Genomic DNA, 17,744 nt, shown 5'->3' on the forward strand with positions numbered 1-17,744 from the left:
CGACCTTGACGACCGTGGCGGTTGGAAATATCGCCTTAGAGAAAATTAAAAATTCGAAATTGGAATTTATAAAAGATGCCGGACATTTTGTACAGTTTGAAAAACCAAAGGAAGTTAACGCCCTCATCCAGAAATTTGTAGATGAGAAATGAAAACAAAGCTTAAAAAATTCACAGAGTTTAGTAAATCCATTCTTCCAAACGAAGCCAAATACCTCGAAACGCAATATCAGTTTGTAGAAGATGAAAAGCTTCAAATCATTCAGTTGGTCATCGCCAATGCCTTGTCTCAAAACGCGCCTAAAGATTTTGATACCAGCATCGATAAGCGAAAATATTCCTATATAAAGGATTGGGTTGAAAAGAAATTGGAAAGTATCGATGTGGACGCCAATATTAATTGGATCATGTCTTTAAACCAAAAAATCCTGACCGATGCGATTGCTTCCGATGAAGAACGCCAATTCCTGAACTATATCGCATCGTATAAAACGATCGACTTTAGCTTTCACAACCTCTATGATCTTGCCAAAGAATACAAATCCTATCTTTTGGTACGGATGCGGTATAAGGATCATCAAATCGTGGCCGACTTTATAAAAACCTACAAAGCGCATTATAATAAAGTACATGAGATCAAAGAAAAGCTCTACGATGCCACCACTGAAATTACCAATCAATATACCTCAAACAACAACGAAACCAAGCATTTGGAAAAGTGGCTGTTAAAGGTTTTTAAAGATGATTCCATCAACGGGAAGAATAGGTATCAGGCCTTTGTTTTGTTGGCTTTTATGTACACTAATTATAATGAAAACGTAAAATTAAAAGCGCTTTTTGACCAAATTGATGTTTACTTTAGTGAAGGTTCCATGTACTCCAGACGTTTATTATCTAATTATTATGCGAATCGGGTTTTGTTGCATTCCAAACAGGATGAGTTTAAGGAAGCTGAGTTTTATGGCTATTTGTCCATCCGTCAGGACAACAACGACACCTTGATGTATTTGAATAATTTGGTGGCGATTTTATTGCGAAATAACAAACCCGAAAAAGCCTTTTCCTTATTGGAAAAGCACAAGGATCTGTATAAGGAAACCCATAATTACCATCAAAAAATCGGTTATTGTTCGTACCAAATCCGCGTCTTATCTGAACTTCAAAAAAACAGTATAGCCGAAGCAACCGCCAAGACATTTTTGAGAAAATACAAAAATGAAGTCCTCAAACACCGTTGGCATCACTTTTTTACGTCCTATATCAGTACCCTGATCGCCCAGGAAAATTACGAAGAAGTGCTGAAAATAGCTGCTAAATTCGACCTCATCGAGAAAGAGAAAGAACGTCAAAAGCAAAACAACTATGTTCCTAATATCTCATGGAGCATTTCCTTGTCCAGATATATGGAAGGCAAGATCAATTCCACGCGATTATTGGATGAAATTAAAGCACCCATCATAGGGATTCAGGCGACTACCAATCAAAAACAATTGATGATCAAGGTCATTGATAAGCTTTCTAAAAATTTACCTGAGGCTTTTTTAAAACTAAAGTCATACATATAATTTTTAAGTATAACTTGTTGATTAACAATATATTGTGATTCAACATGTTCGTAAACACCTATAATAGTCACACTTAAAAGCTTTAGTTTTCACAAAGCATGGTCTTCTAATTCATAATAGATTGCCGTATAAATAACTCAATCAATATTTCTTCATTATGAAAAAACTACTCTTATTATTAACTCTTTTCGGTTCTTTTGTGGTCAACGCACAAGACACTGGGAGTATCAGTGGATTAATTACAGATGCGAAGGGGATGCCTTTATCTGGAGCAACTGTATCTATTAGAAGTTTAAATAAAGGCGCCATGACTGATTTTGACGGTCGCTATTCTATTGAAAGCGTTGCTGCTGGCACTTATAATGTGGCGGTGTCCTACATTGGTTACGAAACGTCGACCAAAAGTGTTATGGTAAATTCTGGCCAGACGACAAAGCTAGATGCGTCGTTAAAAGATTCAGATACCGTTTTGGATGAAGTGATCTTAACGGCCAATAAAAAACCACAGAAAATTACAGATGTACCAGCGACGGTAAACGTTATTACTGCGCGAGATATTGAAGAATTCCCAAGCTTCAACATTGGCGAGTTGGCTGCAAGACAAAAAGGGGTTGATTTTGTGAGAGCTGGTGTTTTAGGTACTGGTATCAATATTAGAGGTTTTAACTCAGCATTCAATTCAAAGAATTTACAAGTTACGGATGATCGTTTATCTACATTGATTGCCACGGGATTACCTATGGGTTCTTTTACCACCATTTCTAAGGATGATATTGAACGTGTTGAAATCCTTCTTGGTCCAAACGGAACACTATACGGGCCGAATGCACATAACGGATTGGTAAGTACAATCACTAAAAACCCAAGAACTTCTGAAGGAACAACGTTTGCAATAGGCGCAGGAAATCAAAATGTATTCACAGGACGTGTCAGACATGCTCAAATCATTGATGATAAGTTTGCCTACAAAGTTCACTTTGAAAGAGCTCAAGGGACTGAATTCGATTATACGGATTCAGTTTATGTAGGGACAAAAGGTTACAAGGAGTTGGATTTAGATCGTGATTTTACCTCGCAAAAATATGGTGCTACCTTAAACTATAAACCAACCGAAGGTTCTGAGCTTACCGGATATTATGGTCACAGTAACAGTAGCAATATTGGAGTAACCAGTGCGGGTCGCAATCAAATTAAGGATTGGAGAATTACGGAAGCGCAATTAAAATTTGTTTCTAAAAACTTTTTCGCAAATACTTACTACACCTGGAGTAAAACCGATGACACTTATGCTATGAACCAGCGTACACAGAATTATGTGTCGTTTATAAACAATGGTTTTTCTGAGCAAGAGGCAAGTGAGCGTTCATATTTGGAACAATGGTTTCAATTAGGCCAAGGTCAGGGCAATGGGATCGCATTGCAGCGAGGCGCATTGTTTGTGGATGATTCTAGACGATTTAATGCAGAAGCCCAGTATAATAACAATTGGGATGATTTCTATTTAACGGCAGGTGCACAATACCAAAAAGACATGGCAGACTCCAAAGGGACGTATCTTTTGGATGAAGGCGGAATCGATTTAGGACAAACAGGCGTTTATACCCAATTGGAATATAAGTTAGAAGAAACCGGTTGGGGATTCTTGGCAGGTGGACGTATAGATAATCATGATTTATATGGCACCAACTTTATCCCAAAATTAGCGATTACCAAAAAAGTTAATAATGGAACTTTCAGAATTACCTATGGAAAAGGTATTGCAGTGCCATCAATTTTAAATCTAAAAGGAAAACTATTCGGAGGATTGGTATTAGGTAATGGTGAAGGATTTACATTGGCTAACGGTACTAAAATTCCTAGGTTGGATGTAGAGACCATCAATTCATACGAAATTGGATATAAAGGGAAACTGTCTGACAAATTGTTTATTGATACGAACGCTTATTACAACGTCTCTGATAATTTTATCAGTCCATTGGTTAACGTTGCCGCTAGCAGCCCTGTAACACATGTAGGAGCTAAACCAATAGGAGATGTTGTTCCAGGAAGTAATGGTGCGCTTGTCTTAACCTATTTAAACTTTGGCCATGTGGATACTTACGGATTTGATGTTGGATTCAATTATTATTTTAATGATAGCTTCAGAGGTGTTTTTAACTATTCCTACTTTGGTCGTACACTTGATTTAAATGATATGGCAAATGATGGAAATTTAGATGGTATCGTATTAGAAAGTGAATTGCCTATCAATACGCCAAACAACAAATTCAGCTTAGGACTTCATTACAATAAAGGAAAGTTTTATGCAGCTGCTTATGGCCGTTATGTACAAAAATATGATTTCTTCTCAGGGATCAATGTTGCTGCAAAAACACAAGATATGAATGGCGATGGGGTCAATGAAATTGTTGAAAATGCACGTGTTGGAAGAACATGGAACTACGGTCAGTTAGGTGGATTCACGGTAGATGCCAACGCAGGTTATCACTTTAATGACAACTTATCGTTAGGTGTTAACGTTACCAACTTATTCAACGCTGAAATCAGAGAGTTTGTGGCCTCGCCAGTCATAAGCACATTGGTTTCTTTTGAATTAAAGTATAACATCAACTTCTTTAAGAAATAAATATCACAAACCAATTAAGTTTCTATACCATGTCAAAAATACATGTTAATAATATTGAACTTGATTATGAAGATCATGGCGACGGAAAAGTGCTGCTCATGCTTCATGGTTTGGGATCAACAAAAAAAGATTGGGACTCACAAGTCCCTTTCTTTTCTAAGAGATATCGCGTCATAACTTTAGATTTGAGAGGTCACGGCAGTTCTTCAAAACCAGCAGATGCTTATGGTGTCGAATTGATGACCGAAGACGTCAAGGCGTTTTTAGATCAATTAAAAATCAAGAAAGCAACTTTGATCGGCTTTTCAATGGGTGGTGCCGTAGCGTTTCAGATGACGGCGAGCTATCCAAAATATGTCGATAACCTAGTGATTGTCAACAGTGGCCCAGATTTTAATGCTATGGGCAGCATTGGCGAAGAGCTTTTAAAAAACAGGACCGAATTTTTGGAAACCAAAGGTTTAAAGCCATTGGCCAAGGAAATTTCGTTTAATATGTTTCCTGAAGACCATCAATTAGATTTAAGGAATGCCTTTGAAGCGCGCTGTAAAGACAATGATTACAATGCCTATTACAAATCCTTCGTGACCTTGATGAACTGGGGCTTGGGACATGAATTAGAAAACATAAAAGCAAGAACCCTTGTCATCGGTTCCGATATGGATTATACACCTGTGGCCTTTAAACAAGCCTATGTGAATCGGATGCCAAATGCCAAATTAACCATCATTGAAAACTCCAGGCACGGTGTGATCATTGATCAGCCAGACGCATTTAATGTTGCACTTGAAAAATTTTTAGAAGATGAATAAATCGGTTTTAATTACAGGAAGCACCAGCGGTATTGGGTTGGCTATAGCCACACAATTTGCGAAGGAAGGTTATAACATTATGTTTCATGGCTTGGAATCCAATGGCGACGAGATTGCTAAATCAATAGGAGAGGAGAACAGGGTAAAAGTAGCTTTTTCCAAGGCGAACTTATTACAATCAGAAGCTGTTGAAGGTCTAGTCGCGGAAACCATTGCAACGTTTGGGGATCTTCACGTTTTAGTCAACAATGCAGGGATTCAGTTTGTGTCGCCTATTGAATATTTTCCAAATGATAAATACGAAAACATCATCGCCATCAATATGAATGCGGTTTTTTATGCCTCGAAAGCAGCTTGGAAACAGATGAAAAAACAGAACTTCGGACGTATTATCAACATTTCCTCCGTTCACGGTTTGCGCGCTTCCGAATTTAAATCGGCGTATGTAACCGCAAAACATGGCGTAATAGGAATGACCAAAACATTGGCATTAGAAGGTGCACCGTATAATATTACTTGTAATGCTATTTGCCCATGTTATGTAAAAACGCCTTTGGTGGAAGGTCAGATTAAAGACCAAGCCAAAGCCCATCATATGACCGAAGCAGAGGTCGTTGAAAAAGTGATGCTCTCCAAACAGGCCGTCAAGCAATTTGTGCCCGTAAAAGCTATTGCCGACATGGCGCTATTATTAGCAAAAGATACCTCAACAACCATCACAGGAACCTCATTTGCTTTGGATGGCGGCTGGAGTGCGCAATAACGGCTGAGCCGAATTTGAGTATTAAAAGAGAAATTGAATTATTTAATAGAGACTCCCTGAAGCGATAGCTTTGGGGAGTTTTTTGGTTATAACCCTTCCGTCTTTTGCTATATTTAAAAATAAAGCTCAAACCAAACTTCTCCTCCTTTTGAAGGAGGAGTGGCTTCTGTTTCAGGAAAGAAGCAGAAGACGAGGTGGTTTTTAAAATTTTCTGAAGTGTGAAATTATAATTTAAAACCCTTCCGTCTTTAAGCTCTATTCTGAGCTTAAATCCACCTTCACTTCGACAAGTTCAGTTACCGAAGGCAGGAGCTTTTTGACTCGGCTATTTTTAAAAATAGAGCTAGAATCGAGTTGTTTTATAAATATAATTAATCCACTCTTCGCGGAACTTTGGGTTTCCTTTGTGCAACTTTGTGTCATAACTTCTAAGTCACAGCTTTAAAGAACCCGAAAACTTATTACCTCCATCACTAACACCCAGTCCAAATCCAAACTTCAAAAACCCGCCCGTACAAAAAAGTACGTTCGGGCAAGTCAACAACCCGCCCGTACCGAAAAGGCACGTTCGGGCGGGTAGTTAATCTCCAATCCTAAAGTCTCAATTTAGCAAAGGTTTCAAAGTCTCCCAAACCGTCTCCGCCACAATCTTATGCCCTTCAACATTCGGATGAATTCCATCGCCTTGATTTAACGTCGGAATCCCCCCGACATCTTTCAACAGAAAAGGGATGAATTTTAAGTTATTCTTTTTCGCTAAATCCGCAAAAAGCTGTCTAAATTCATTGGTATAGGCTTGCCCCATGTTAGGAGGCAATTCCATACCAGCAAGAATAATGGTGGTCTTCGGACTTTTTTCTTTAACCACATCAATAATCGCCTGCAAATTAGCGCGCGTTTCAGACAAGGCCACCCCACGCAACCCATCATTCGCGCCAAGTTCCAACAAGAAGATGTCCACGGGTTGTTTCATGATCCAGTCAATGCGGCTTTTCCCGCCAGCCGTGGTTTCCCCACTGACGCCCGAATTAACCACCGTATAATTCAAGTGTGAGGAATCAATCTTTTGTTGTAAAAGCGCAGGGAAGGCTTCGGTAGTATCGTCTAATCCATAGCCAGCAGTAATGCTATCGCCAAAGCACAAAATAGTTTTGTTTTTGGTTTCTGGAGTTACAGCTTCTTCGGTTTGTTCCACAGCTTGTTGGTTTTCAGTTGGTTTTTCAGTTTTCGTATCGCCGCAGGAGTAAAGAAATAGCGGTAATATAATATAACAAAACTTTAAGAGTTTAGGCACGGTTGCGGTTGGTAGATATGAATGCAATTGATTATTTTCAGCCTTGGACATAAGTCGCTTTTTAAATTAAAATTACATGTCAAAGATATTAAAGATTACCGGGTTGGAAAAGACATATCTCAGTGGTAACAAACAATTAACCGTCTTACACGACATCTCTTTTGAGGTTGAAAAAGGCCAAACCTTTTCTATCGTCGGCCCGTCAGGAAGTGGGAAGACCACCTTGCTGGGCCTATGTGCCGGATTAGATCAGCCAAATTCAGGTAGTGTCGAGTTATGCGGACAGGATTTGCAGAGCTTAAATGAAGACCAACGTGCCCAATTACGCAATAAGGAAGTCGGATTTATATTTCAGAATTTTCAATTATTACCTACGCTGACGGCATTGGAAAATGTTAGTGTGCCGCTCGAATTGCAAGGCGCTAAAGACGCGACTAAGAAAAGCAGAATCCTATTGGAAAAAGTAGGCTTGAAAGATCGCGAGCATCATTATCCGTCGCAACTTTCGGGTGGCGAGCAGCAGCGTGTGGCCTTAGCGCGCGCTTTTGCAAATTCGCCGTCAATCTTATTTGCGGATGAACCTACGGGCAATTTAGATCAGGAAACCGGCGAAAAGGTCATTCAGCTCTTGTTAGATCTCAACAAAGAAAACGGCACCACTTTGGTCATCATTACCCACGATTTAGAATTGGCCAATAGGACGCAACAGATCCTGAAACTTAAAGGCGGAAAAATAGTAACTAATGAACTGACTTCTGTACTGTGAACAACTCTAATCCTTCCTTACAAATACCTTGGCTCTTTAAAATGGCTTGGCGCGATGCCAAAGCCAGCAAAGTCCGGCTGCTCTTATTTATGGCCTCGATTATTCTGGGCATTGCGGCTGTGGTATCCATCCAATTATTCAGCACGAATTTAAAAGATAACATCCAGCGCCAATCCAAAACCTTGATGGGTGCAGATTACATCATCAATTCCAGACAAGTACCGACAGCGCGTGGACAAGCCATCATCGATTCGTTAAGGCCTGCCGCTTCTGAAGTCAACTTTGTGTCCATGATTGCTTTTCCAAAAAATGGCGGCACCAAGTTAGTGCAGGTGCGTGGCTTGGAAGGTAACTTTCCGTTTTATGGGAAGATGGACACCAATCCATCCGCCGTAGCAAAAACCTATCAAGCCTCAGGAGGTGCTTTGGTGGATGCGACCTTGATGTTGCAATTTGATGTCCAGCCAGGCGATTCCATAAAAATAGGGGAGTTGACGCTTCCCATTGCCGGCGCTTTAAAATCGATTCCAGGCACTTCAGCGATTTCGAGTTCTGTGGCACCGCCCGTTATTATTCCGAAGCGTTTGCTCGATGCCACGCAATTGTTGCAGTTTGGAAGTCGCAACGAATATCAGTATTTCTATAAGGTATCGGATACCGTTAACTTAAAACGTCTTGAAGACAAGGTGCAACCCTTATTGGATGTCGATAATGCCAATTTAAATACACACCTCAACGCCACCAAAAGCTTGGGCAAACGTTATGACAATGTGGGCAAGTTCTTAAATCTGGCCGCTTTTATTGCGTTGTTGTTAGGTTGTATCGGTATCGCCAGTTCAGTGCATATTTATATCAAAGAAAAACTACGCGCCATTGCGGTTTTAAAATGTATGGGCGCGTCCCGATTGCAAAGTTTCCTGATTTTCGGGATTCAAGTAGCAGGGATTGGAATTGTGGGTGGTCTTATCGGATCGCTGATTGGTGTTGGCGTTCAAGAGTTGTTCCCATATCTTTTGAAAGACTTTTTACCGTTTACACTACAGATTACGATTACCGCACAGCCTATTTTCATTGGGGTATTCCTCGGTTTGTTTATGTCTGTTTTATTTGCGCTCTTGCCTTTATTGCGTACTTGGTATGTTTCGCCTTTAGATGTGCTACGGGTGGATGACAACGAGGCTCAAGAACCAAAAATGATACGCGTTTTAGTCTTTATAGGGATTTTAGTGTTTCTGTTTTTATTTGCGCTCTGGCTGATTGGGAATGCCCTATATGCCTTGGTATTTGTCGTGGCAACCGCGCTGACTTTTGCTATTCTAGCCGCCGTCGCTATTGGATCTATAAGCGCCATTAAACGCTTTTTTCCAAAACACTGGAGTTTTACGGCACGCCAAAGTTTGCTTAACCTGTTCCGACCAAACAATCAAACGGTGGTATTAATTGTGGCCATTGGTCTGGGAACTTTTTTAATCAGCACCTTGTATTTTACCAAGGATATGCTGCTGGCAAAAACAGAATTATCCGAAAGTTCTGAAAAAGCCAATATCATCATCTTGGATGTACAACCGCAACAGACCGCGGCCGTGGCTAAAAGCATTGCCGATAATCACTTGCCTGTGCTCAATAATATTCCGATGGTAACCATGCGGATGCAGAGCATCAACGGAATGACGGTCAATGAGCTGCGTCAGGACAGCACGCGACAAGTGCGGGGTTGGATATTGAATCATGAATTTAGAACCACTTATCGGGATGCGTTGACCGATTCGGAAGAGTTGATAGATGGGAAGTGGACTCCGCGTTTAAAACCTGGCGATCCAGTGGTCATTTCGATTTCTGATAATCTTGCGGCAGATGCCAAACTCAAAGTGGGCGATCCGGTGGTGTTCAATGTGCAAGGCGTGTTGATGCCGACCACGGTAGGTAGTATTCGTAAGGTCGATTGGGCCCAAATGCAGATCAACTTTACCGTCGTCTTTCCTGACGGCGTACTTGAGCAAGCACCACAATTCAACGTTTTTACGACTAATGTGCCCGACGAAGCCAGCTCCGCAACCTTGCAGCGGGATTTGGTTTCCAAATATCCGAACGTGACCATTATTGATTTGCGACAGGTGTTTAGCCTCGTGGAAGAAATCTTGGATCAAGTGTCGTGGGTTATCAATTTCATGGCGTTTTTCAGCATTCTTACGGGAATCATCGTTTTAATTGGTTCCGTCCGGACGAGTAAATACCAACGCATTAAAGAAAGCGTGTTGCTCCGAACTTTGGGTGCCAAAAACTCCCAAATCTTAACAGTCTCCGCTTTTGAATACGTCTTTTTAGGATTATTAGGAAGTTTGGTTGGGATTGTCCTGGCCTTATTGTGCAGTTTGGGCTTGGCCTTATTTGTATTTAAAGAACCTTTTATCCCGTCGTTGATTCCATTTGTGGTGTTTTTACCGGGGATTACAATCTTGGTTTTAGCCATTGGACTGAGTAATATCCAGAGTGTTTTAAGAAGTTCGCCGTTGGAAGTGTTGCGTCGTGAAGGGTAGTTGTAGTAGCCCGCCAGGTTAAAACCGACTTAAGGCGAAAAGACTTAAGAGGTGTGACCTTCATTTTTTGTCAAAATAGTATCTTAAAGTAAATAATAATAATAATTGGTCATATGTCCTAAGTCAATTCCAATGTCTATAAAAAATCTTAAACTAATTTCAAACAACCAACAAAATGAAATCAATTAATCTAATAATCACCTTTTTAATCCTCATGCTGACCATTTCCTGTGATGAAAAGAAACCAAATGTTTTAGCCATCGATGTGCTGCTGACACTTCCTGCGGATGTTTACGATCAAGCCATTCAATTAAATCGTGCGATCCTTGAAAAGAATCCTGATAATTTGACGCTGGACGAGAATCATATCCCGCACATCACGTTGTTGCAGTGCTATATTGTAGAAAGTGATATACCTAAAGTAGAGCAATTATTAACCGGCCTCTATAAAACGATAAAAAAGGACAGCCTGTTCGCGAATGAACTGCAATACAATAATGACAAGACCGAAAATTTCGCGTCCATAGGCATTGAGAAAAGTAAAGCGCTTATGACTATTCACAAAAAGACCATCGCTCTTTTAGAACCATATATCATAACCAAAGGCACTCAAGAAGCCTATGTGCAAAATGCCGATGGCACGCCTATAGATCAATTTACCATAGACTATGTACCCAAGTTTGTCAGTCACTACAGTTATGATAATTTTAATCCGCACATCAGCTTGGGGGTTGCTAAAACCACTTTGTTAGATAGTTTAGAACAGAACACTTTTCGCGCTACGAAGTTTCAAGCCACGGGCGTTAGCGTTTATCAATTGGGGAATTATGGGACGGCTAGAAAATTGCTTTGGGAGGAAGCGGAATAGGGGAATGTTGAGGATGGGTAAATTTGATTTGCTTTCTTGAAGTGACCAATAAAGCACTTTGGAAGTAGATAAAACAGATAAATACCTAGGAAAGTTAAATATGCTTTTCTGACCTTTTCTAACTAAGAATAACCATCGTTATACTCGTGCACTATTAGCGATATATCTATATGAAACCAACTAACTCATAAAATCAGCCACAGCGTTCCGCCACATACAAAGCCAAAGCAATAAGGAATTTTATTAGCCACAGGGTGGCATAATATTAATATCGGTTAGTATGAGCGATTTTCAGAAAGGCTCAACGATAATGTGAGGTAAAGAATGCTTCCTGTAAATTAAACTAGTGTTTTTTGCTCTTTAACAGTTAGAATAACTCCGAGTATTAGAAAGGTTAGGAAAACAGTATACAGCACAAAAAACGTCGTGTGAATTGAGGTTAATAATATTCCCAATGCTAAAAACATATGTAGACATGAGCTTATAATAATTCCTACTGTTCCGATGGTAAAAAAAGGATGAAAATTTTTCATGATAATTTACTTATTATGATTAATATTTTGGTTTTTAAATTATTCTTTGAGATGGCAGTATTCTTTTAGTTAGCGCCCGCTGTGGCTCGTATGATTCGAAAGGTGTTGCTGTTAATATGACGCCGAACTTTTTCTTAATCCTGGTCTTCTTGGTGTCAACGCCATGTCAAAATCTTGTAATAAAAAAAAAATATGTTTTTCTCTATTTTCGTCCATTATTCTTCGTCCGTCTCCAATAAAAATATAAGATGATAATAACAATTGGCAGAATAATAAAGACAATCACATCAAATGGTGTTGTAAAATCAAGAGGAATATCATCTGCAGAATTCGGTGTGCCTGTTGGGGATTGTAGAAGTAATGGATATATTGAATTTACCATAGTTAAATTTGAATATTAATAAGTCAATTTACGAAATAATTTTCTTAGTCTGTTCTATAAAGCATCTATAAAAACCATAAGTTGGCTGGAGTTTTCGACTCGTGTTAGTTTTTAAACTTGAACCTCTTTTTTAAACGCAATAAACAGGATAGTAGAGACCAAAAGCAATACCAAATACCACGCATTTCCCACCAAATCAAAGTAGCTGAGGTTTCCTTTGGCAAAACTTAAAATCATTAATACTTGCGCGCCATAAGGTAAAAGACCTTGGGTAATACAGGCAAAAATATCTAGAATAGAGGCGGTGCGTTTATTTTCCAATCCGTATTCGTCATTTATGGATTTTGCAATAGAACCGGAAATAATGATAGACACGGTATTATTGGCAATGGCCATATTAATGCTAGAAACCAGAGCTGCAACCCCTAATTGTGCGGACTTCTTGTTCTTTATCAAGGTTTTTATTTTGGTTAAAATAAATTCAATACCTCCATTATAAGCCACTAAAGCTGCCAAGCCGCCAGTTAATAAAGAAAGAAGAAATATTTCGGTCATGCTGGTAAATCCTGTGTAAGCTAATTGTGTAAATTCAATAACTGAAAAGTCGCCATAGAACAAACCTAATAAGCCTGCCGAAATAACACCTAAGACCAAAGTCGCAAATACATTTATCCCGATGACGGATAATGTAATCACTATCAAATACGGCACAATTTTTAGAATAGAATAGGTATAGGTCACTGTTTCTGAAGTATCCGTTTCCAAATGTAAACCCTGATAAATGAGAATGCCAATCGTGGCCAGTGCTGCGGGTGCGGCTATCTTAATGTTCGCTTTAAATTTATCGCTCATATTTACCCCCAAAGATTGTGTGGCTGCAATGGTGGTGTCGGAGATGACCGATAAATTATCACCAAACATCGCTCCGCCCAATAGTGCGCCGCATAGAATACCAAGCGAAAAATCGGCAGCCTCGCCGAAACCTATAACAATGGGTATCAGGGCTACAATAGATCCCACTGAAGTTCCGGTAGATACCGATAAAAAAGCGGCAATTACAAAAACGCCCACATAAATGTATTGGATATTAATGAGATCCAATCCCAAGTGCACAATGGTATCTACGCTGCCAGTGGCATTTGTGACGGTGGCAAACGCACCGGCCAATAGGTAAATCAAGCACATGGTCAGGATTTTACTGTCGCCACAGCCTTCTAAAAGTATATCGATCTTTGAGTTTATGGATTGTTTAAACATCACAAACGCTACAATAATCCCTGCAATGACAGCAATAGGAGCAGGGAGCGCATAGAAATCATTTTGAATGGTACCAACACTTAAAAAGGTGATGATAAATACAAAAAAAGGTACTAAAGCTTTAAAACTTGGTGTAATCTTTGTCATGAGTCTTGTTTTGCAGAACCACAAAAAGAGTATCGCAGCAAATATTTAGGAAGATAGGCAACGTTTTTTCCAAAGTATTTGGCTTATCGATTTCAGCACCTTGCTCGTTTTGCAGGTTGCTATCTCTTTTGAAGATTCTTGATAATTAAGTGTGCAAAACTAAGGGATTTTATAGTATTAAAAGACAAAGTTGAGGTTTTTATTTACGCTAGCACGAGCGGGACGCTCGCGCTAGCTATAAATTAACGCTCGCGCTAGCCTTTATAGATAAAAAATAAATTATCTAAAATCTGTTGGCGCGGGCGTCCCGCCCGTGCCCATTATAAACAATACTAAATTTAAAAGAAGTACAAAGTCATCCAATAAACCCAATTTCGTCGATTGGAATAACTGCATCGAGTTCGACATAATTTCGAGCACTACTGTATTTCCATCCCCAGGGTTCAGTTACTAAGCCTGCTTTTACAGGATTCTTGTGGATATAATCAAACTTTTGCTTTATTACTGGGGTACTACATAACTCTATAGGCTGGTTGTTTTGTTGCCAAAACTGATATTCTTTGACATTGCTGTTCTTTTCGCCTGCCTTTTTAAACATCTCTAGCATCCATTCGCGTCGGCTCTCCTTAGGATATTCCTTAATATTTGCAATCATTTTCTTGGAAGTAAAACCTTTAAAATCTCTTAACAATCCACCCGGATCTTCGTTTTTATCCTGAAACAAAAGATGTACATGATTTGGCATGATACAGTATGCAAATAATAACATTCCTTTGTGGTTCCGACAAAAACTTAGGCTGTCCGTGATGACCTTGAAATGAGTTTCACGCGTAAATACAGCAACCCAATTGACTACAGCAAACGACACAAAATAGGCCGCAGAGGGATTATTAAACTTATACTTTCTACTCATGGCTTTAGGTAAAACCTAAAGATATGACAAAATTGGTTTGGATTTTTGGATTTACGCTAGCACGAGCGGCACGCTCGCGCTAGCGTTTTATTAATCTTCAATTGCAGCAATATGACCATTGCTATAAATGCAACGCCAATGATTAACGACAAAATGCCTATTTCATGAGATATCGACGCTAAATCGCCACCATAAAAGGCGACTTTTCGAAATCCGCTTAAGAACTGAGTTACTGGAATGAATTGTGCCACATTGGTAATTAGCGAAGGAATCGCTTCTGTTGGCCAGGTAAATCCACTTAAGATAAAGGCAGGCGTGGAGATGACCATTAATAATTCGGTGGCTTTCAATTGGCTCGGAATGGCGATCGAGAATAGCATCCCAATGCATATGGACGCCAAGGTTAAAAGCACGGTTAATACTAACATCGGGAAATTTAAAATGTCGGCAGTTATCTTGAAATAAGAGAAGAATGACGCAACAATCAACCACATGAATGGTAGCATGATCAAAAATGGGGTGGCCTTCAATAAAATAAGATACAACGACGACCTTTTGTTTTGCACCAGCGTCGCAAAATATCCATCTTCATAATCTCTTGAAAACGCCAAGGCCATGGCTAAAAATATGATCTGTTGCATAATCGCCGCCAAAATACCCGGTAACATAAACGTGACATAGTTGCCCGCTGAGTTGTAGAGTTTGTTGAAGTTAATTTTAAAACTTTCGTAAGACGCTTTGGCTTGATCGGGATGCATACCCTGTTTTTTAAGGCCTTCCATTTCGAAGCCAGCATTCATGGTCATCAACACGACATTGATATTATTACTGGCGGTATTCGCATTTAAAATATTCGCCATATTCAAATCTACACGAATTTCAGGATGTCTTTTTTGTAACACATCTTTTTCAAATCCTACAGGCAAAGTAATGACTGCGGCGTATTGCTCAGTAGGCATTTCGGCGACGATATTACCAGGCGTTGACCGAACGTCTACCACTTTCAAGCCTTCATTATCTTCAAAAGCATCAATGATTTTGTCGGTGGTCGGGGTGCGATCCTGATCGACAATAACAATGGGTAAGTCCTTGACTTTTGCTTGTTGGTACACATAACCAAACAAAATACCATAGCCAATTGGGGCGCCAAAAAAGATAGCCATCAAGACGCCATTTGAAAAAATACGCTTGAATTCTACCTTAACTAAGCTTATGAAATTTTTCATGGGTTATTGTTTTATAAGAATCGTCGCGTTGGTATAAAATTTTTGCTTTGACACATCTCCTGTTGGCACGACTTTCAATTCATAAATGGACTCAGAGAGCTCATATAAAGGCGATGTACTCGTGATATCCGCATATTGGGCCAATTGTTTAATGGCAACAATTTTAGCAGGTATCTCTTCTTTGGTATATGGATTGACCAAGGTCAGGGCTTTGCCCACTTCATAATCATATATTTTTGATTCCGGAATGGTAAATCTGAAATAAACACTGTTAGTTTTGTAGCCATTAAATAGCGAGTAACCAGGAGTAAGTAATTCACCTTCTTCTAAGCTTATAGTCTCTACCGACATGTCGGCAGGTGCTATAACATATTGCTCATCGGATGCCGAAAGCACTTCTTCCTTAGCACCCAATGCACGATCCAATTGGCCTTTGGCTTGGTCTATTTGTTCAGAACGGGTTCCTTTTTTGACTTCGTCACGTTTGGCCTGTAGTCCTGAAACTTGGGCTTTTGCCATGTTGAGTTTCATTTTTACTTCATCAAATTGCTGTTGGCTTACCAAAGAATCCTGAAACATGTTTTGAAGTCTGTTGTATGATTCCTGGGCAAATTCCATTTGAGCTTTTGCCGAGTTTAATTGGCCGTCAATTTGGCTCAATTGCTCTGCGGTTGCGCCATTATAGGCCATGTTCAATTGGCCTTGAGCAGCAGTAATGGCTCCTTCGGCTTGCATCATTTTTGCGCTCACTTCGGGAATGTCCACTAACGCTAACGTATCGCCTTTTTTGACCTGTTGGCCTTCTTCAACATAGATCTTAGCAATCCGTCCGCCCAATTTACTGCTGACTGAAATGGTTTCAAATTTCACTTTTCCACGGCTAGGTGTGATCTGTTCGTTTTTACAAGCATTTAATGAGAGCAGAGCAAAGGCAGATAAAACGAGGTGGGTATATGTTTTCATGTTGTGTTATTTTGTAGAATTAGTAAGTCAGAGTGCCTTTAGCGTGTAGCAATTCAGCCACAGCACGACGTTGGTTAAAATAGGATTCCTGTAATTTAAAGTTAGCTTTTTCAACATCGTTTAACGCATCAAGCACATCATTAATGGACGCCAAGCTGTTTTTATATTGTTTGTTGACCAGCTCATAGGTGTCGTTGGCAAGTTCGATTTCCTTTTCGACTATTTTTGTGTTTTGTTGTGCCGATTTATAGGACAATTCCGCTTTAATGACACTTAGCGCAATCATTTCTTCGGCATCTTCAATCTGATCTCTATATTTCTGACTTTCTAACTGTGCTTTTTTACTTTTTAAATGGGATTGATTTCCGTCAAAAATGTTCCATCGGATACCAGCGCCAATAAACCATTTGGGATCTAACAGTGATAAATCATCCTCAATAAATTCATAATGGCCTTTGACCGCCACTTTCGGAATAAAATTACTTTTAGCCATTTTGGACTGATAGAGGGTTGCTTTTTCAGCTTCTTCCAAGGCTTTGACTTCGTTCCGTTTTTCGGCAGTGGCAGATTCAGCAACTGAGAAGGATTGCAGCTGAGGCTCCAGCAATCTCAGATTCTCTTTTGGTTCTCCAGTAAGTTGGTGGAGCACCTCAATCAGCAAAATATTGTTGTGTTCGAATTCCAATTGTTTCGCTGCTAATTGCTGTTGTGCCAATTCAATTTTCTTCCGACTTATGGGTGTGGCTAATCCATTTTCAATGGCTTTTTTTACATAGAATACTTGTTCGTTTAAGTAGTCTTCTGAAGTGGACAACACTTTTTTAGAGGCCTGGACCAATGCCAATTTATCATAAGCTTCGATAATTTTCAAGGCTATTTTATCTTTTTCTGCTAGGCCGACGTAGTTCAGTGAGGTTTCTTTATGCTGACTTGCTTTCAAGGCGTTAGTGGCTTCTAGTCCGCTGAATAACACCCAATCCAAATCGACGGACGATTTCAAAATGTTTTTGTTCTGCAGATTTGGAACATCCGTTAATGGAATATTATCAGGAAAAGGAGCGTTGAACGGCAAGCCTATGGCATCCTTAATGAC

General features: G+C 39.7%; 13 protein-coding genes and 1 riboswitch. Of the genes, 7 read left to right on the forward strand and 6 right to left on the reverse strand.

The window, feature by feature from the left end:
- Positions 1 to 148 precede the first annotated feature (148 nt).
- The 4 genes from ABIQ28_RS11125 to ABIQ28_RS11140 all read left to right on the forward strand — a co-directional run bounded on the left by ABIQ28_RS11125 (position 149) and on the right by ABIQ28_RS11140 (position 5,765).
- A complete protein-coding gene (locus tag ABIQ28_RS11125) occupies positions 149 to 1,564 on the forward strand; it encodes a hypothetical protein (protein WP_348037276.1) in 1,416 nt (471 codons plus the stop codon).
- 157 nt (positions 1,565 to 1,721) lie between these two features.
- A complete protein-coding gene (locus ABIQ28_RS11130) occupies positions 1,722 to 4,190 on the forward strand; it encodes a TonB-dependent receptor (protein ID WP_348037278.1) in 2,469 nt (822 codons plus the stop codon).
- Positions 4,191 to 4,219: 29 nt separating this feature from the next.
- Positions 4,220 to 5,002, forward strand: a complete 783-nt coding sequence (locus ABIQ28_RS11135; protein ID WP_348037280.1) for an alpha/beta hydrolase — start codon at positions 4,220 to 4,222, stop codon at positions 5,000 to 5,002.
- The gene (locus ABIQ28_RS11140; protein ID WP_348037282.1) at positions 4,995 to 5,765 is read left to right on the forward strand and encodes a 3-hydroxybutyrate dehydrogenase; all 771 of its coding nucleotides are present in this window, start codon (positions 4,995 to 4,997) and stop codon (positions 5,763 to 5,765) included. Before ABIQ28_RS11135 ends, ABIQ28_RS11140 begins: the two co-directional genes overlap by 8 nt.
- A 601-nt stretch (positions 5,766 to 6,366) precedes the next feature.
- Here ABIQ28_RS11140 and ABIQ28_RS11145 read toward each other — a convergent pair.
- Positions 6,367 to 7,110, reverse strand: a complete 744-nt coding sequence (locus tag ABIQ28_RS11145) for an arylesterase (protein WP_348037284.1) — start codon at positions 7,108 to 7,110, stop codon at positions 6,367 to 6,369.
- Between the two features lie 25 nt (positions 7,111 to 7,135).
- Between ABIQ28_RS11145 and ABIQ28_RS11150 the strand changes: the two genes are divergently transcribed.
- The 3 genes from ABIQ28_RS11150 (at position 7,136) to ABIQ28_RS11160 (ending at position 11,230) form a co-directional block, all read left to right on the forward strand.
- Positions 7,136 to 7,825, forward strand: a complete 690-nt coding sequence (locus ABIQ28_RS11150; protein ID WP_348037286.1) for an ABC transporter ATP-binding protein — start codon at positions 7,136 to 7,138, stop codon at positions 7,823 to 7,825.
- Between the two features lie 41 nt (positions 7,826 to 7,866).
- The gene (locus ABIQ28_RS11155; RefSeq protein WP_348037288.1) at positions 7,867 to 10,362 is read left to right on the forward strand and encodes an FtsX-like permease family protein; all 2,496 of its coding nucleotides are present in this window, start codon (positions 7,867 to 7,869) and stop codon (positions 10,360 to 10,362) included.
- Positions 10,363 to 10,537: 175 nt separating this feature from the next.
- Entirely contained in the window at positions 10,538 to 11,230 is a 693-nt protein-coding gene (locus tag ABIQ28_RS11160) for a hypothetical protein (RefSeq protein WP_348037290.1), read from the forward strand.
- A 1,026-nt stretch (positions 11,231 to 12,256) separates the two neighbouring features.
- On the opposite strand, the gene ABIQ28_RS11165 is transcribed toward ABIQ28_RS11160, so the two are convergent.
- The 5 genes from ABIQ28_RS11165 to ABIQ28_RS11185 all read right to left on the reverse strand — a co-directional run.
- Positions 12,257 to 13,549 carry a Na+/H+ antiporter NhaC family protein gene (locus ABIQ28_RS11165; RefSeq protein ID WP_348037292.1) on the reverse strand — a complete coding sequence of 431 codons (1,293 nt, stop codon included), beginning with the start codon at positions 13,547 to 13,549 and terminating at the stop codon, positions 12,257 to 12,259.
- A gap of 53 nt (positions 13,550 to 13,602) precedes the next feature.
- Positions 13,603 to 13,699, reverse strand: a riboswitch (SAM-I-IV-variant riboswitch).
- Between the two features lie 205 nt (positions 13,700 to 13,904).
- On the reverse strand, positions 13,905 to 14,462 hold the full coding sequence (locus ABIQ28_RS11170; RefSeq protein WP_348037294.1) for a transposase: 558 nt from the start codon (positions 14,460 to 14,462) through the stop codon (positions 13,905 to 13,907).
- A gap of 56 nt (positions 14,463 to 14,518) precedes the next feature.
- Positions 14,519 to 15,688: an ABC transporter permease gene (locus ABIQ28_RS11175; RefSeq protein ID WP_348037296.1), complete on the reverse strand. Its 1,170-nt coding sequence runs from the start codon at positions 15,686 to 15,688 to the stop codon at positions 14,519 to 14,521.
- Between the two features lie 3 nt (positions 15,689 to 15,691).
- Positions 15,692 to 16,651, reverse strand: a complete 960-nt coding sequence (locus ABIQ28_RS11180) for a biotin/lipoyl-binding protein (protein WP_348037298.1) — start codon at positions 16,649 to 16,651, stop codon at positions 15,692 to 15,694.
- A 19-nt stretch (positions 16,652 to 16,670) separates the two neighbouring features.
- Positions 16,671 to 17,744: TolC family protein (locus ABIQ28_RS11185; protein WP_348037300.1), on the reverse strand; the 1,074-nt coding region annotated here is incomplete at its 5' end.

This window comes from Gelidibacter sp. (assembly GCF_039916245.1).
Lineage (GTDB): Bacteria > Bacteroidota > Bacteroidia > Flavobacteriales > Flavobacteriaceae > Gelidibacter.

What these genes read in the sequence shown, in the direction of transcription:
- ABIQ28_RS11125 (WP_348037276.1), top strand. Translation starts at nt 149, where the DNA reads ATGAAAACAAAGCTTAAAAAATTCACAGAGTTTAGTAAATCCATTCTT.
- ABIQ28_RS11130 (WP_348037278.1), top strand. Translation starts at nt 1,722, where the DNA reads ATGAAAAAACTACTCTTATTATTAACTCTTTTCGGTTCTTTTGTGGTC.
- ABIQ28_RS11135 (WP_348037280.1), top strand. Translation starts at nt 4,220, where the DNA reads ATGTCAAAAATACATGTTAATAATATTGAACTTGATTATGAAGATCAT.
- ABIQ28_RS11140 (WP_348037282.1), top strand. Translation starts at nt 4,995, where the DNA reads ATGAATAAATCGGTTTTAATTACAGGAAGCACCAGCGGTATTGGGTTG.
- ABIQ28_RS11145 (WP_348037284.1), bottom strand. Translation starts at nt 7,110, where the DNA reads ATGTCCAAGGCTGAAAATAATCAATTGCATTCATATCTACCAACCGCA.
- ABIQ28_RS11150 (WP_348037286.1), top strand. Translation starts at nt 7,136, where the DNA reads ATGTCAAAGATATTAAAGATTACCGGGTTGGAAAAGACATATCTCAGT.
- ABIQ28_RS11155 (WP_348037288.1), top strand. Translation starts at nt 7,867, where the DNA reads ATGGCTTGGCGCGATGCCAAAGCCAGCAAAGTCCGGCTGCTCTTATTT.
- ABIQ28_RS11160 (WP_348037290.1), top strand. Translation starts at nt 10,538, where the DNA reads ATGAAATCAATTAATCTAATAATCACCTTTTTAATCCTCATGCTGACC.
- ABIQ28_RS11165 (WP_348037292.1), bottom strand. Translation starts at nt 13,549, where the DNA reads ATGACAAAGATTACACCAAGTTTTAAAGCTTTAGTACCTTTTTTTGTA.
- ABIQ28_RS11170 (WP_348037294.1), bottom strand. Translation starts at nt 14,462, where the DNA reads ATGAGTAGAAAGTATAAGTTTAATAATCCCTCTGCGGCCTATTTTGTG.
- ABIQ28_RS11175 (WP_348037296.1), bottom strand. Translation starts at nt 15,688, where the DNA reads ATGAAAAATTTCATAAGCTTAGTTAAGGTAGAATTCAAGCGTATTTTT.
- ABIQ28_RS11180 (WP_348037298.1), bottom strand. Translation starts at nt 16,651, where the DNA reads ATGAAAACATATACCCACCTCGTTTTATCTGCCTTTGCTCTGCTCTCA.